Raw genomic sequence first — 15500 nt, 5'->3', positions numbered from 1 at the left:
TTTCCCTCCCTCGCCTACGCGTAGACATCTTCTTCCAAAATTTCAATCGGCGGCATCGGGCTTTCCTCGGCAAACTTCACAGCGTCCTCGATTTCCTTTTTAGCCTCTGCTTCCAACCGCTCTGCCTCTTGTTCGCTTAGCATCCCCTCGCTGATCAGGACACGCTTCATCCGCTCGATGGGATCGCGGTTGCTGCGCCAGTCCATTTCCTCTTCGCGAGTCCGGTACTTTTTCGCATCGCTTTTGGAGTGGCCTTTCCAGCGATAGGTCTTGGCTTCCACGAGTGTCGGCCCTTCTCCCCGCCGCGCACGCTCGACCGCTTCATGGGTAACGTTCATCATGGCAAAAATATCGTTTCCGTCCACCACCTGGCCAGGAATGCCGTATGCTGCGGCACGATCCGCGATGTTGGCTACCTTCACCATTTCCTTCACAGGTCCTGACATGCCGTATTGGTTGTTTTCGCAGATAAAAACGACCGGGAGATTCCATATGGCCGCCATATTGATTGCTTCGTGAAAGCTTCCTTCATTGGAAGCCCCGTCTCCGAAAAAGCACAGCGTCACATAGCCGAGCTTTTTCATCTGCGATGTCAAGGCAGAACCTACGGCAATCGGAATCCCTCCGCCAACGATTCCGTTTGCCCCCAAGTTGCCTTTTTCCACATCGGCTATGTGCATCGAACCGCCTTTTCCGCGGCAGTACCCGGTAACACGCCCAAAAAGCTCAGCCATCATGCGGTTGGTTTCTGCGCCCTTTGCGATACAGTGACCGTGGCCGCGATGCGTGCTCGTGATCTTGTCGCGCTCTTCCAATACGGCGATCGCTCCAGAAGCCGAGGCTTCCTGCCCAACACATAGGTGTGTCGTCCCGTGAATCAGCCCTTTGGCAAAAAACTCATCGACCTTCTCATCAAAAAATCGGATCAGCCACATTTGATGAAACAGCTCCACCAGCTTTTTCTCCGTGATCATGGGTGGAACGTTTACATTGGTAATCAAAGTCCTCTCCTCCTCGAGAAATAGCTTGTATCATGAAAAAACGGGTCAGATGGAGGGATGGTTCCCCCACCTGACCCGTGGTCCAAGCGTCGGTAAATTCCATATGAAGTTAGTGATTGGCGGCTGATTGCTTTTGATCCCGCTCATATTCCTCACGCGACATCTTGGTCACCGAGATGATGAACACCTCGTCTTTCCCTTCGCAAACCAGCTTTTCGTGTTCAAACAGTTTGTATACCTTCGCTCCGGGAGTTATCTTTTCCATGGACTTCATGCAGGCCACCTCCGGACGTTTTTACAAATGTTCCTTATCGTTACATTTGTAATTCATTATAAATATTCTGACAAACGAGTCAAGAGACAATTGCTCACTCTTCTCCAAACCTGCGTTCGATCAGGGTGGAAAGTCTTTCGATCGCTTCTGTTTCATCCGGCCCGACAGCCTTGAGGGTCAAGACAGTTCCCTCAGCTGCAGCCAAAGACAGTACGTTAATGATGCTTTTCCCATTGGCGACTTTTGTACCCGCGAGGATGTGGATCTCTGACTGGAATCGTGAAGCCAATTTGACGAATTCAGAAGCCGGCCTCGCATGCAGACCGTTTTTATTCAATATGGTTACTTGCTTTTCCATGGTACGTCCTCCTTCATTTCGTTTTCCCGCCCATCAGCTTCTGCAAATCAAGCGGCTCGTCTGCGTTTTCCCGCTCTTGCAGGAAGTGATAGAGCTGCTCAACAGCCGGCTGGCAGGTTTCTGTGATCGCCAGCATAAACACATGGCGCACCGAATGCCCAGGTTCCCATTCTACTGGTTGCGCCAATGCAGCTATGGCGATTCCAGGTCGGATTGTTTGCAGCGTGTCTGCGTGCGGGATGGCCGCTCCGAACAAGCAGGTGTTTCCCATTTTTTCCCGTTCCCACACCTTGTGCGCGAAAGTGGACTCGACAAAACCGTGCTCTTGCAAACGATTGGCCAAAGATTCGATGACTTGTTCTTTCGTGGCTGCCGCGAGGTTGTCGCAGATCAGCTCCGGATACAAAAGATCCTGTAATTCAAAAGAGGGAGGGATCAACGACTCGGGAAGCATCCCGCTTGCCAGCATCAACAAACGTTTCATGAAGCTGATCCCGGATTCGTCCACGATTTCCTTGATGGATATGAAAGGGATTCCGTCGAGCATCGGGTTCACGGTACCGACCACCGCAAAGATGTGATACTTTTCCAGCCATTCCTTGTACTGCTTGCGGATCGAAAGCGAGCTCGCATTCAAAATCGTGACCTGCTCATCCGTGGTCGAAAGCTTTTCCTTAAGTAGCGGATCCAGCCTTTTTGCCGCTCCCTCGCCAGTGATACAAATCGTGACAATCGCCACTGGCTTGGCAGCAAATGTGGGAACCTGATGAAGGGCTTGAGCCGGCATGTGACTCATCTGGTTTGTGATTTGCTCCAGTGACTCCCTCGAATAGAGGCATTTTCGGATGACTTCGATGACCAGCGTCGTTGTCACATTCGACAGCACCCGCACAGCCACACCGCTTCTTCTCTCCCACTCCTGTGCACTCAGGAGATTGCTCCCCATATCGGCAAGCAGGACAACCCCTTTTCCTTGGTCTACCTGCTGGATCGCCGTGCAGATCCGCTCGATTGCGACAGAGAGATCGTCGTTCCAATACAGCTCGACTGCCTGAGCATGCTTTCGTTCGAACAGACGAGTCGCCACGTCGACCATGCTTTTCGCGACCAGACCGTACGAGGTGACGACAACGCCAATCATCGGCTTTGATTCGGTGAAGATGGAGCATTGCTGCAAATACATGGCGAGGATCGCCACTTCGTTTTCGGGAAGAAGGATGCCATAGCTGGTTTGGATGACCTTGGCCATTTCCAGCGCTACTTTGTACTCCATGGATTCATGTTCGGTTTCGATGACACCATGCTGACCATTTGCTTCCGGCCATCGATTGAGCAAGCCGTGCAGATGAATGGCTAATGCATATGAAATTCTCTGGTAATCCAATGTCATATGCCGCTCCGCAATCCACAGCATTTGCTCCACAGCCTGGACTACCTGATCGCCCACCAGCTTGACCAGCTGCTGCAAACGAAGAGAGCGCTTTTCATGCTCTCCGGTCGACGGTTCCATGCGTGTATCTAGCTCTTTGTTCACGATCAACTCAATCAGCTCTTCACTCTGGCCTTGATTCTTCAGGTTTTGGTAACGCTCGACTACCCAGTCGTACAAGTGCTGGGTGGAATCTTCCTCCAATTCTCCTCCTCCAGCATCAGAGCGTTGCCCCGGGATGAACAAAAACTGTTCCTTCTTGAGCATCGGCAGCTCAGGCGAAAGGCCCGTACTTTGTTGACTTGCGATGGGCATGGGCAGGTCGAATCGATCCACCTGTACGGCGGCTTTTTCTTCCTGATGAATCGTTTTCAAAAAGGCTTTCGCGAGCAGCACCCGAATGTCGCTATGCAATTGGCCCATGTTTGCCGGGCAGTCGTACGTCAACAGGGAAGCCATCACTTCTTTTTGAACAACGACTTCCCTGCCGATGCGATCGGTCTCTTCGTTTAAGAAATGAAAGATCAGAGAGAGTCGTTCTTGCAGCGTCCACTCGGATAAGGAAGGGAGCTCAATGGTCATCGGAATTCGCCTGCGCAAGGTAAGAAGCAAGCTGGACTCCGGTCTTTCCGTTGTCGCACCCACGATCAGAATCGTCGCCTTTTGCTGGAATTGAACCTCTCCTAATCGCCGGTACACGCCTTTATCGATCAGGTAAAAGAGATTTTCCTGCCCTTCCGGTGGCAACCGATGGATTTCGTCCAAGAACAGGATGCCACCGTCAGCCTGGTCCACTAAACCGAGCTTATCTTGCTGGGCTCCGGTAAAAGCCCCCTTTACATACCCGAACAGCTGGGAGAGCAGAAGCTGCGGATTCTTTGCGTAATCCGCGCAATTGAAAATAACAAATGGTGCGTTCTGCTTCATCACCTGCTGTTCGATCGCAAAATGATACATCGCTTCTGCCATTCTGCTCTTTCCTACGCCCGTTTCCCCAAAAAAGAGGGTGTGCAGGCCGTTTGGCGGATACAGTACGGCCGCTTGCGCTTGTTGAATGGCCGCCTTCAATGTACTTTTTGCTCCGATCAGACTTGCAAAGGTCACCGTCTGGTTGGCCTTTCGCGTTTTTTGCCGGGCTCGGTCTCCTGCAATCTGAACAGGCTCTGAGAACGCTTCCATTTTGCTCCGCAGCTGATGCACCATGAAACGGGAGACATCATATCCTCGTTCATTCAAGCGAGTAGTCAGCTCCCGACTCGTCATGCCTGGTTCAGTCTGCAAGAGATTCTCCATTTCCTTGAGCAAGAGAGGCTGCCTTCTTTTCCGGGAATCGGGTATCTGGAGTTTGTGCCGAAGCAGCGTGATTTCATCTCGTCGGACCCCTACCTGTCGGGCGATTTGCTCATCGGTATACGGAGCTTTTTTATCCTCGTGATTGATGATCTGCTTGATGCGTTCCTCCATAACATCCCCCCGCAATCTATTACAAGCAATAAGCGTTCCAATCTTCCTTAGGTGATTTTCCCGTTTGTTCCGTTCTACAATTTATGCCGTACCATACTCCCCATTATAGATCAGAATATTCTGTGGCAGGATTTGTGAGTGTCTCCACAGATTATTTGCAGAAATCAGATGCGGAGAAAATGAATAGGCGGCGGCAGACTCGACTGCGCTGCCTATCTCTTGAATAACCTCCTCAAACCAGCTTGAGCACCATGCACAGCTGATGCAATTGATTCAGCCCCCCAAGCTGCTCTCTGTTACGCTGAACAAGCGCCTCCCGTGCAGTCCCGATCAAAGCTTGCAATCCCTGCAAATCACCATCTGTCAGTATTGCCATCGCTTGTTTGAGAAGGACCACGTCACTCGAGTAGACAGCGTTTTGAGTGGATTTCAACAGCCATATTTTCACGGTTTGAAACAAGTCGTAGTGACGATAGCGATTGGTTTTGTTCCTCTCAGATTGAATGTACCCCTCCTTCTCCCAATACCGGAGAGTGGATGCCGATAGACTCGTAGCTGACGCCATTTCCCCTATGGTCACTCGTTTGCCGTTCTCTCCTTTCCCTTCTTTCAGCTGCATCAGCAGCTCTTCCGCTTTATCCAGCATGCTGCGATCCTTCTGAGTGGCCGCTTGGGCATCATTGATTAACCAGAGGGCATCACCAAGCTGTTTTCGTTGAAGCAAGGCAAGGACAGACGAAGTAAGTTCCATGCCGAACCCTGGAGACATGGCAGTGATGCATGAAAAATAGGCAGCATGCTCTGGAGTATACCCCGATATCCATTGGGCCCCTCTTGGCAGGCGGTACAAGCCCACGGGTTTCATAGTTTCGTAGAGAGCTTGTACTTATCCCTAACTGCTTGGCGAGATCTGCTGGACGCATGATACGGTTCATAACTCCCCTGTTTTCCATCAAGACTGCAGTTCTTATAAGCTTTTATGTTTGTACTCCAGATAATTCGATTGATTTTTACCAAAACCTTTGCATTCGCTTCAATGTTATACACTTGAGTTGTAAGTCTTCAGATTAAACGGATGATGGAGGAATGTCCTGATGATCGAATTAAAGACTGATATGACCATTGTACCATTGGGTATGGCACTCGATGCGTATATCGAGCACAATTGGAGCGCCGTGCTTACCTCGAGCAGAGATGAGCTTTTTGCTCTGTTCCCGGAATATGAGGATGCGACATACGGTATGTATCTCGACAAGTTGATCCCCCCGCTTGGCAGGAGCTGCGTCGCAATGGCTTTCAATTGGTGGATGCCGCCAAAGACGATGATTTTGTGATTGCGGACTGTCTTCTTTTCCGAAATTCCTTGGAAAAAGCGGAATGGGGTTCCCCCGGACATGAGATGCGCATCTTTTGGATCGTGCTTGCCAATCATCAGGACGAACCGATCGGGACGCTGGTCATGGAGTTTCCGCACTCTCACATTCAGTTCGACATCCCCGATAGACCAAGGATTTTCGCCTTCGAAGAAACAGAGCGAAAAGAGATTGTGGCCAGAATCTTACAGCGACAGTAGACTCGTTCATTCTTTTTCAAACTGCGAACAGAAAACTAGTAACACGAATCTCACCTAGCCTGCGTATACGGGATTGAAGATAAAGATGAGTTTGCAAAGATAGGATATGAAAAGGAACACGGGCAGCTTTGCCAGTGTTCCTTGAACGTTTCATTAACAGCTTTTGGCATTTACCAAGATGTCAGTTCTGTCCGTTTCCATTTGTTCGGTGCAACGCAAATATACAGATACCTGCTGTCCCACGCAATCTCTCCTACATTGCCCGGAGCCGATGAAGATGCAGGGGTGGCAGAATTCCTGATTCGAATCCGATCACCATTCACGTCGAGCTTCGCTGTGGCATTCGTATTGCCAATGCCGACATTGCCATTCATGCGGTTAATGGAAAACGGGGTGTCCATCGCTTCCCTGAATCAGAATAGCGGATGATGTGGAAGTTCGAACCGGCGTTCGCTCCAGATTCTGGCGTACTATCGGCTCTTACCGTCCACCGCGGGGTCGTTACATTTCCGCCTGAGGTTTTCGCAAGCTGCACATCGCGGTTCATTCCCTCCGAACCGGCAATTCTCATGAGCCCGTCCATCACATTCAAATTCGCTGAGTGAGTCCGTATTTCCGCTACGTCCTGATCGAATGGAACCTCGAATCTGGTGAAAAGCTGATTCGCATATTTCCCATTTGGAGACATGGTCGTTTCAATAGATAAGTGGTTATGATCCTGCTGGTTCGGATCATTTGCCTTGGCATGGGAAACGATTGCCGTCTTGTCCTGACCGGTTTCATCCATCCAGGAGATGGCAGGTTTTGCCCGATCGGCCGTCCATTGCAAGCGAATAAGATCAGACAGATGCCCTTGTGAGTAGATCCATTGTTGATCCGTGGAGAAATGAAATCTCTGGTTGTGAGGAACCTCGATCCCTCCCCCAGGCAATTTCGAGCTGGTGAACTGGGGTTCAATTGCATTAGCGTCTGCATGAACCATACCCAAAACTCCAAAAGTCAATCCGACTGTCAGTGAAACGGCACGTATCACTTTCATCGTCTCAGTCCCCCAATGCGTGGTCATTTTCTCTACTTCGCGGCAAGTGACACTCCATCCATCGTGTTAACCGGCAAAATTTTGTCTCTCCCCAAACTCGCCACATAGGCTAGTACCTGCTCCAGCAGCGCTGGCTTTATTTCATAAAGATCACGGTTATCCGGGTCGATACCGTGCAGCATGATGATGCACCATTGCTTGTTTTTTACAGCTTCATCAATTCGCAGTTTGATCTGATCGAAAGTCATCTCATTGGTTACGGCAATGGCTGTATGCAGCCAAAGTTTGTCGGCAGCTGGGATATCATTCTGCAGGTGTTCAAAATTCCTCGCTGCTTGATAGTATTTTTTCGCTGCCGTTTTTACACGTTCGTCATACATGGAAAACGGGATGCCGATCGTTTGAACCTTCGGGACAATCTGTTCCAGCACCGCTTTACTCTCTCTCAATTCAAAGTCCAAATCCTCATCCGAAAGAGTCGTTAACCCCTGCTCGTGAGAATAGCTGTGAGAACCGATTTCGACACCGCGATCATACATATCTTTTATTTGCCCAGCATCGAGATACATGGTCCGCGCACCGTCTTTGATCTTGCCAGCGATGACGTTGTCAGTTGCAGGGATCCCGTATTTTTCGTGCAGAGGCAAGGCAAAATCATAGAAGGTATCCAGTCCGTCATCATAGGAGAAGGTAATCATGGCCTGACCGTTGAATTCCTTTGCCGAAGGGTTAACGATCTTGTTTGTGATCCACACGGAATTTCGGGAAGCATTCCATTGCACCCCGCTCCCTAATCCTTCAGCCAATTACCGCGCAGATACCCATGCTCTCCCATTTATGATTTGCGGCGGCACCCCGGATTTTACCTCTTTCCCGTCGATGAAGAGTCTAATTGCGGAAATGGAAGAATCCTCTTTGTCCCTTTTTAACGAAACAGCCTTTTCCTGTTCTCCTGATGACACGTAAACCGATCGCTCTGCTGGGTCCCACTTCACTACTGCTCCCAATTCCTCCGCCACTGCACGAACAGGAACGAAAGCCCTACCATTCACGATTTGCGCTGCCTCATTTGGTTTTCCCGCCTGACCGTTCATGACAAGCGTGATGGGTGGTGCGGCCGATACTGCCGCGGCAGTCGAAACAATCGCTCCAACAAGCAGTCCTGAAACTATCTTTCGCATCTTTTTCTTCCTCCTAACAAGCCAACATAGATGTAGTGTAGCCATAGCATTGGCCGTAAAAGGCTTCTACCATTTTTCGCAAAAGGTTCCATACTCTTATATAAACGTGAACATAGGGACGATTTGTTGCAAGTTTTTTGCAGAATATGGGCAGGAATTCGATTTGTCTGATTCTTCCAATCCGATTATACTGTTTGAGTACATACATACTGGGGAAGGGTGATTTTCTCATGAGTCAGCGTCCTGCACTACTCGTTGTTGATGCGCAAACATTCCTGATCGAGCATGCATTTCAAGGCCAAGAATTGGCGGAACGGATCCAAAAGGTAATCGAACGCGCCCGTGATTTACAGATCCCCGTCATCTACATCCAGCATTGTGAAAAGGAAGGAGAGTTTGCGATCGGCACCCCTACCTGGCAAATTCATCCCGCCTTTTCTCCAGCAGAAGAGGAAACCGTCATACAAAAATTTGCTTGCGACTCTTTTCTGGATACTCCCTTGCGAGAAGTACTCGAGTCGAAAGAAATCAATCACCTTGTCATCTGTGGACTGCAAACGGAATACTGCATCGATACCACCAGCAGACGCGCCATTTCATTCGGCTATGGTGTCACACTCGTAGGAGATGGCCATTCCACCTTCGACAATTCGGTATTAAAAGCGGAGCAAATCATCGCTCATCATAATGCCGTCCTGAATGGTTTTGGTACGGAACAAAAACAGATATCCGTAAAAAACGCTGAAAGTCTATTTGTATAGAGCGGCGAGAGCTATGCCTTCTTCTCATGTGAGATCGGCTGGCTCTTTTTCTTTTTCTCCCAGTCAGGATGTTTCACCACTGGGCGGGTATTGGAATAACGTGGAAATATACTGAATTTCAAGGAGAAAACGATGTCATCCACGCCTCCATTATCCGAATCCTTTTTGCTTTCCCTGATCAGAAACGGCCTCCCCAAGACGACATCCCCCAAGCGCATCGTGATTGTCGGTGCAGGTATGGCTGGGCTCGTATCCGCCTCGCTGCTAAAAGAAGCGGGCCATGAAGTGGTCATCATCGAAGGTTCCGATCGGATAGGCGGACGGGTCTACACCCTCCGCTCCCCCTTTTATGGAGGTCAATACATGGAAGCGGGAGCCATGCGTATTCCTAGCACGCATCTGCTGACAATGGAATACCTCTCCAAATTCCGTCTGCCTCTTCAGGAATTCATAAACATCACGCCCCATGACTTGCTCTATGTAAATGGAATCAGGACGCGCCGATGGAACTATCAGAAAAACCCGGATGCGCTCCGCTTTCCTGTCTCTCCAAGCGAGCGTGGAAAAACGGCGGATGAGCTTGCAGCCATGGCAGTCAAGCCGATCGTTGACTTTATCCATCAGGATCCGCAGAAGCACTGGCCCATCGTGATCAAGCATTTTGATAAGTATTCCATGGATACCTTTTTGCGATTTAATCCTGTCGGTCCATCCCTATCTGCTGCTGCCGTCAATATGATCAAGGTTCTGTCCGGGTTTGAAGGATTTCCCGAGCTTTCCTTTATTGAGATTTTACGAGACTTCATTCTCTTCACTCCCACGACCCGTTTTTATGAAATCTCAGGTGGGTTTGATCGGTTGCCCCAAGCTTTTCTCACGCAGCTTCGAGAGAATATTCATCTGAATTGCAAAATGACTCACCTCACCCAGCAGGGCAGGGAAGTCACGATTTCCGGTAAACATACGGTAACCTCTGAACCGTTTCAAGTATCCGGTGATTTTGCGATCATTACGGTCCCGTTCACCGTGCTGCAATTTGTCAAAGTAGAACCCAACGATCTGTTCTCCTATGAAAAATGGAATGCCATTCGTCAGCTTCACTATGTCGCCTCCACCAAAATCGGTATCCAATTTTCCCCAAGGTTCTGGGAAGCAAATGGCACATATGGCGGCCAGAGCGTCACAGACCTCCCGATTCGACTCACGTACTATCCCAGTCATGGTTTTGGTGAGCAGTACGGCGTTGTATTGGCTAGCTATACGTGGGAGGATGACGCCCAGCCTTGGCTCAGCATGTCCATGGAAGAGCAAGTCATGAAGGCACTAGAAAACATGGCTGTGCTTCATGGTGAACAGGTGTTTCAATCCTTCGTCACTGGAGTTACCCACAACTGGGACTTGTACCCTTTTTCAGCAGGTGCCTTCACGCTGTTTAAACCGTTGCAGGAAACAGAGCTTGGACCTCACATTTCGACACCCGAGGGACTCATCCACTTTGCTGGCGAGCATGCCTCCGATTACCACGGGTGGATACAAGGTGCCATTCAATCTGCTTTGCGGACTGCATTCGAATTGAATAGACTCACTCTCTGAAACGACTCGCCTTAAAAAGGAAAAACCCCGAACCAGCCAAAATGGCTTACCTCGGGGTGTATTTCCTAAAATGTGTTGCTCGCTGATTGGGAAGAGCTCTTCTGCTTGCGCTGTACCAGATAGGCGACCGCCAGCGCGATGACGGCAATGCCGATGATCCCTATATACCCCAGCTTTGCTCCGAACAGGAAGATGGCCGTAGTGGGAACGGCACCATCCACAAGCGATGAGATCGCATTGGCACCTTCCGGGAACTGAAAGCCCGCATTTTTAGCAGCTTGGGTAAACAGCGGAGAAATGTACGTCGCCAGAAGCAATCCGAATGCGAGAGAGATCGTCGCGCCAATCACGGTGCGGATGACATTGCCTTTGAAAATGGGCACCATCAGGCAGACAATGAAAGGAATAGTAGCCAGATCGCCAAAAGGAAGGACTTTGTTTCCTGGCATCAAAACGGCCAAGCCCAATACGATGGGGATCATCAAGAGCGAGGCAGCGATGGTAGCCGGATGCCCTACTGCCAGTGCGGAGTCCATCCCAATATTGACTTCCCTTCCAGGAAAGCGCTTACGAACAAATTCGCTCGCAGCTTCCGAAATCGGGATGAGACCTTCCATCAGGATGCTGACCATTCGCGGCAAAATGAGCATGACAGCAGCCGTTTTCACACCTAGATCCAATATTTTTTGCAAATCCCATCCTGCCAACAGAGCGATGATAATACCTAAAATGAGTCCCAGAACGGTAGATTCCCCTAAAAGTCCGAGGCGTTTTTGAATGGTCTCAGGGTCAGCTTTCAGATTGCGGAAACCAGGGATGCGATCAAACAGCTTTTCCAGGGGGAGTGCGATCAAGTAGTACGGGGTAGATGTACCGTGCGGAAACGAAATATTCGGGTATCCGTAGTAGGCAGACACGTGCTTGGCCGTCAAATCTGCGAGCACGAGAAGAATGATCGCGTGTGCAATCGATGTCAGAATCCCGAGCGTGATGTTGTTGGACATGACGGCAACCAAGGAGCCCGTAAACGCAATGTGCCACAAATTCCACAAATCGATATTCAATGTCCGGGTCAATCCCAATACGAGCATGCCCAGATTGACAGCCAGGCCGATGGGAATCGCCAGCGCCCCCACCGCGGAGCCGAAAGCGATTGCCGATGTAGCGGGCCAGCCGACGTCAATGATGGTCAGCTGGATGCCCAAATTTTTCACCATGTCCTGCGCCGCAGGTCCAAGGCTCCCCATCAATAAGCCAATCACAAGGTTGATCCCGATAAATCCAATCCCAACGGTCAGACCTGCCCGGAAGGCTTCCCCTGGCTTTGTTTTCAGGATGATCCCAAATAAGAAGATGAGTACCGGCAAAACTACCGAAGGGCCAAGGTCGACGAGGTATTTGATGACGTCCATAGTGAACCTCCTTTGATAAGGCAGTGAATGACTGTCACACCTTTAATTTGGCTTCGATCTCGTCATAGACTTGCTCTTTTCCGATCCCAGTCAGCAAAGGCACCGCATTGATGACTTTCCCTGCCAAAGACGGCGGCACTGCCGTTGTGGAAATAATCAGATCATATTGCTCAGCCTTATTCAATAAATCGATGACCTTGGATTGATCGAGTGAGGCATCGATTCCTTTGTCCCGTAAAAACGCTTTCAATTTTTGCATCACGACGGTAGAAGTAGCCACACCTGTACCACAAATGACAAGGACTTTTTTCTTGTTCATGATTTCTCCTCCACTTGCACAAGTTGAGCCAGCACGCTCCATACCTCATCCGTTCCTTGTGCATTCATCATTTTTCGCATATTCGCCTGATCTTGAATCAACTGCATGATCTGTTCCAGGATGGCAAGCTGGGTACCTCCTTTTTCCGGTGCGATCAAAAACACGACTTGCACGGATATCTCGGTGGCCGGGTCAGCCATGTTTCGAAATGGCACGCCCCTCCGAGCCACACCGATCGCAATGGCCGGTTTCAGAACGTGGTGCTCCGGGTCGGCATGAGGGATGGCGACGTTCACTTCGCCGGTTTGCAGTCCTGTAGGATAGTCCTGCTCCCGTTTACACACGGCATCGATATACTCCTCGCGCGCGGCCCCCGTCCGAATGAGTGCGTCCCCCAATTGCCGCAGCAGCTCTCTTTGATCCAACGATTCTTCAAATATGCGGATGTGATCCTTGCCTATATATTCTGACAAACTCACTATCGGTTTGCACCTCCTTTCCTCCCCACTCCGCTTAAAAATAAAGCAATAGTGATGCCAATCCAATAAAAATGCGGGACGCCTTGCTGCAGCAGGCGTCCACGTCTTTTTCACACATTTTCTAATGACCTCACACATTTTATCCAGCAGAGATTGTGGATGATTTTGCGAGAATCATTTGCACATGTTCCCAGTCACGTTTGCGTTTTTGTAAAGCTCTCTTTATGAAATCGCGTGATGTACGAAAACAAATGCTCTCCCTCCGTTGAAAACGGACCGTTCCCAAGGGGCAAATACATCGCTCGATACGGCTCAGGCACCCAGATATACTGGTGTACATAAGCGGTCTCTATAAATCCCACGTTTGCCCAAAACTGCGCTCGCTTTTGGTTGGTCTGGTTGTCCTGCGCTTCCACCTCAATCAAGAGCAGTTTGTACGTGCCTTGTGCTTTCGCCCAGCGTTGGATGGATTCCAAAAAAAGCGTACCTACGCCCTTTCCCCTCTGATCTTCACGAACCGCGAAGTAATCGATGATCAAGGCGGGACTATGCTCCGTATTTCCTGTCAGAGCCATAGCCACTGGCTGGTCCTCGATTTTAACCAGATGCAGCACGCACAGCTGTTTGCTGAACATGTTCCGAATGATTTCGCGCTTTTTTCTTCCATGCTCAGGAAATGCAGCGTAGTAAATGGGCTCCGCCTCGCTCCATAAGCTCTCGGACCATTGCTCAGTGGTCACGACTTCCATTCGCCCTCCACCCTTTCTCGCACAGCAATCAGGCTATCTCCTCCTAGGCTTTCCTTCCTGTGAGGAGGAACAACCTTTTGCAGCTGCTGCTGGTGCTGGACACGCAAAGCCGCCAATGTGCAGTCGGAGTCTTCCCGTCATGTTCCTACTGATTCTGTTTGCGTCCCACTTCCACAACATCCGTGAAAGCATTCATCATGACAGAGGTGACGATGACCGCGACAAACGCTGTTCCATCTTGCAGCTCCTGCCTTACTCCCGCATGACTTCCGGCAATGGTACCAAGGGGTATGTTCCTTTGGCGAGCCCGCTCGCGCAGCTCCGAGATCACTTTCTGGACTTCCGGATGCTTGGCACCCTCTTCTTTGTAGCCCATAAAAATGGACAAGTCCGTAGGCCCGATAAACGCCATGTCAATTCCAGGCACGCTGATAATCACCTCGAAGTTATCTACGGCTTGCGGCGTTTCGATCTGGACGATGATCAGTACATTTTCATCTTCCGCATCAAGGAAAGGTTTCCCATGGTCCCGTCCGTAGCGTGCGGGTCGCGTGATGAATGCAGCGCCTCTCTGTCCGATAGGCGGAAACTTCACCCGCTTGACGACAAGCTCAGCCTCTTCCTTCGTGTTGACCATCGGCACTTGTATTCCTTTTGCTCCGCGGTCCAGTGCTTTTTGAATGCAGGACGGGTCATAGGAGACTCGAACGATGGGAACGAGATTGACCGATTCTGCTGCTCGAATCATGTTCTCCAGATCTCTCGGGCTAAATGCCCCGTGCTCATCATCGATGACGATAAACTCAAACCCGGAGTATCCCAGCATTTCTACGATCTCGGGACTATAGAAGCCGAGAAAGGCGCCTACCACTTTTTCCCCATTTAGTATTTTTTGCTTCACGGTATTTCTCATCATCTACCACCAGTCCTTTGCGCTTTGCTTGAACGGCTATTCCAGTAGAAGATTCCGTAAATTCCCCCTTTTTTCCTGCGTGAATCCAAGCTCTTTTTCAAGGTACAGATCGACAGGCCCGTATGTACCCTTCATCCTTCGCAGGGCATAAAATAAAACAACCTGGAAGGAGTAAATTTCGATCCTTCCAGGTTGGTGTGCGCTTTATCTCGATGTACGGAGCTTTTCCGTAGGCTTCATGTAAGTCAGCTTGCTTTGTTTGACCTTCATGGAAATCACACTTTCCAGCACTTTCGCAGAGGCAAATGATGGATCGATGACGGGTACGTCATAGCCGTGTTCTTTCAGCTTGGTCTGGAGATTTTCTGCGACACCCATCATTCCGGTGCAGCCCAAAATCAGTGCGTGGGCTTTATCGAGCTCGATCGCCTTCACCATTTCTTCGAATAAGGATTGTTCCATTTTTTCTTTATCTACGAGGTCCAAAACAGGGATATCCACATAGCGGATGGAGGCCAGCTTGCCGTGAACACCCACCGATTTCGTTACATTTTCAATCATGGAGATGACATTCGGCAGCACAGTGACGACGGAATAGGATTTCGCCAGCATGCTGGCAAATAGCATCGAGGATTCCCCTGCACCGATGACAGGGATGTCCAGTGCTTCACGAGCCGCTTTCACACCGGGGTCTGCAAAACACAGGCTGATGATGCCGTCGCATCCTTCGTTTTGCGCTTCGATCGCTTTTTCCAGCATGTTCGGGATGGCCAACGCTTCGTCGTACTCCCCTTCTACAGAGGCTGGTCCATAATCCAAGTTGCAAACCTGAACTTCTGTCGTTTCATCCAAATAGTGCGCAAATTCCTGTTTGACCTCTTCATTGAAAATATCCATGATGGTTGGCAATAAGACTCTGATTTTCATCAACTGAATCCCTCTTTCTATGAAATCG

At 49.9% G+C, this 15500-nt stretch carries 18 protein-coding genes and 1 pseudogene; 3 read left to right on the top strand and 16 right to left on the bottom strand.

All coding sequences use genetic code 11. The annotated features are described in order from the left end of the window. Window positions 1–14 precede the first annotated feature (14 nt). The 6 genes from JNE38_RS14590 to JNE38_RS31180 form a co-directional block, all read right to left on the bottom strand. Entirely contained in the window at window positions 15–1001 is a 987-nt protein-coding gene (locus JNE38_RS14590) for a thiamine pyrophosphate-dependent dehydrogenase E1 component subunit alpha (RefSeq protein WP_428993705.1), read from the bottom strand. Between the two features lie 109 nt (window positions 1002–1110). Then, window positions 1111–1275, bottom strand: coding sequence for a hypothetical protein (locus tag JNE38_RS14585; protein WP_203357204.1), 165 nt, complete (start codon window positions 1273–1275; stop codon window positions 1111–1113). A gap of 94 nt (window positions 1276–1369) precedes the next feature. Further along, on the bottom strand, window positions 1370–1633 hold the full coding sequence (locus JNE38_RS14580) for an HPr family phosphocarrier protein (RefSeq protein WP_203357203.1): 264 nt from the start codon (window positions 1631–1633) through the stop codon (window positions 1370–1372). A gap of 13 nt (window positions 1634–1646) precedes the next feature. Next, window positions 1647–4526 (bottom strand): sigma 54-interacting transcriptional regulator, encoded by a 2880-nt coding sequence (locus JNE38_RS14575; RefSeq protein ID WP_203357202.1) that lies wholly within the window; start codon window positions 4524–4526, stop codon window positions 1647–1649. Between the two features lie 232 nt (window positions 4527–4758). Further along, window positions 4759–5277 (bottom strand): MerR family DNA-binding transcriptional regulator, encoded by a 519-nt coding sequence (locus JNE38_RS14570; RefSeq protein ID WP_238933663.1) that lies wholly within the window; start codon window positions 5275–5277, stop codon window positions 4759–4761. Beyond that, window positions 5225–5449 carry a MerR family DNA-binding transcriptional regulator gene (locus JNE38_RS31180; RefSeq protein ID WP_203357200.1) on the bottom strand — a complete coding sequence of 75 codons (225 nt, stop codon included), beginning with the start codon at window positions 5447–5449 and terminating at the stop codon, window positions 5225–5227. The genes JNE38_RS14570 and JNE38_RS31180 overlap by 53 nt, the downstream gene beginning before the upstream one ends. A gap of 171 nt (window positions 5450–5620) precedes the next feature. On the opposite strand from JNE38_RS31180, the pseudogene JNE38_RS31175 reads away from it, so the two are divergent. Further along, a pseudogene (locus JNE38_RS31175) lies at window positions 5621–6099 on the top strand (DUF6022 family protein). A gap of 370 nt (window positions 6100–6469) precedes the next feature. Here JNE38_RS31175 and JNE38_RS14555 read toward each other — a convergent pair. Genes JNE38_RS14555 through JNE38_RS14545 form a run of 3 tightly spaced genes read right to left on the bottom strand, consistent with a single transcriptional unit; the run spans window position 6470 to window position 8319 of the window. Then, on the bottom strand, window positions 6470–7138 hold the full coding sequence (locus tag JNE38_RS14555) for a hypothetical protein (RefSeq protein WP_238933660.1): 669 nt from the start codon (window positions 7136–7138) through the stop codon (window positions 6470–6472). Between the two features lie 32 nt (window positions 7139–7170). Further along, window positions 7171–7920: a polysaccharide deacetylase family protein gene (locus JNE38_RS14550; RefSeq protein ID WP_203357199.1), complete on the bottom strand. Its 750-nt coding sequence runs from the start codon at window positions 7918–7920 to the stop codon at window positions 7171–7173. Between the two features lie 24 nt (window positions 7921–7944). Continuing rightward, window positions 7945–8319, bottom strand: a complete 375-nt coding sequence (locus tag JNE38_RS14545; protein WP_203357198.1) for a copper amine oxidase N-terminal domain-containing protein — start codon at window positions 8317–8319, stop codon at window positions 7945–7947. A 230-nt stretch (window positions 8320–8549) separates the two neighbouring features. Between JNE38_RS14545 and JNE38_RS14540 the strand changes: the two genes are divergently transcribed. Next, window positions 8550–9080 carry a cysteine hydrolase family protein gene (locus JNE38_RS14540; protein WP_203357197.1) on the top strand — a complete coding sequence of 177 codons (531 nt, stop codon included), beginning with the start codon at window positions 8550–8552 and terminating at the stop codon, window positions 9078–9080. Between the two features lie 132 nt (window positions 9081–9212). Next, on the top strand, window positions 9213–10673 hold the full coding sequence (locus tag JNE38_RS14535) for a flavin monoamine oxidase family protein (RefSeq protein ID WP_203357196.1): 1461 nt from the start codon (window positions 9213–9215) through the stop codon (window positions 10671–10673). Window positions 10674–10738: 65 nt separating this feature from the next. Here the strand turns inward: JNE38_RS14535 and JNE38_RS14530 are convergent, their stop codons facing one another. The 7 genes from JNE38_RS14530 to JNE38_RS14505 all read right to left on the bottom strand — a co-directional run bounded on the left by JNE38_RS14530 (window position 10739) and on the right by JNE38_RS14505 (window position 15472). Further along, a complete protein-coding gene (locus JNE38_RS14530; protein ID WP_203357195.1) occupies window positions 10739–12085 on the bottom strand; it encodes a PTS galactitol transporter subunit IIC in 1347 nt (448 codons plus the stop codon). Between the two features lie 34 nt (window positions 12086–12119). After that, complete coding sequence (locus JNE38_RS14525; protein WP_203357194.1) at window positions 12120–12404, bottom strand: PTS sugar transporter subunit IIB; 285 nt, start codon at window positions 12402–12404, stop codon at window positions 12120–12122. After that, window positions 12401–12883 (bottom strand): PTS sugar transporter subunit IIA, encoded by a 483-nt coding sequence (locus JNE38_RS14520; RefSeq protein WP_203357193.1) that lies wholly within the window; start codon window positions 12881–12883, stop codon window positions 12401–12403. The genes JNE38_RS14525 and JNE38_RS14520 overlap by 4 nt, the downstream gene beginning before the upstream one ends. Before the next feature lie 194 nt (window positions 12884–13077). Continuing rightward, window positions 13078–13632, bottom strand: coding sequence for a GNAT family N-acetyltransferase (locus JNE38_RS14515; protein ID WP_203357192.1), 555 nt, complete (start codon window positions 13630–13632; stop codon window positions 13078–13080). A gap of 145 nt (window positions 13633–13777) precedes the next feature. Beyond that, entirely contained in the window at window positions 13778–14548 is a 771-nt protein-coding gene (locus JNE38_RS14510) for an HpcH/HpaI aldolase family protein (RefSeq protein ID WP_238933659.1), read from the bottom strand. Between the two features lie 33 nt (window positions 14549–14581). Then, window positions 14582–14689, bottom strand: a complete 108-nt coding sequence (locus JNE38_RS31170) for a hypothetical protein (protein WP_428993728.1) — start codon at window positions 14687–14689, stop codon at window positions 14582–14584. A gap of 60 nt (window positions 14690–14749) precedes the next feature. After that, window positions 14750–15472, bottom strand: a complete 723-nt coding sequence (locus JNE38_RS14505; protein ID WP_203357191.1) for an aspartate/glutamate racemase family protein — start codon at window positions 15470–15472, stop codon at window positions 14750–14752. Window positions 15473–15500 lie beyond the last annotated feature (28 nt).

It is taken from the genome of Brevibacillus choshinensis (assembly GCF_016811915.1).
GTDB classification, from domain to species: Bacteria; Bacillota; Bacilli; order Brevibacillales; family Brevibacillaceae; genus Brevibacillus; species Brevibacillus choshinensis_A.
This window is presented reverse-complemented; position numbering and strand designations above follow the sequence as displayed.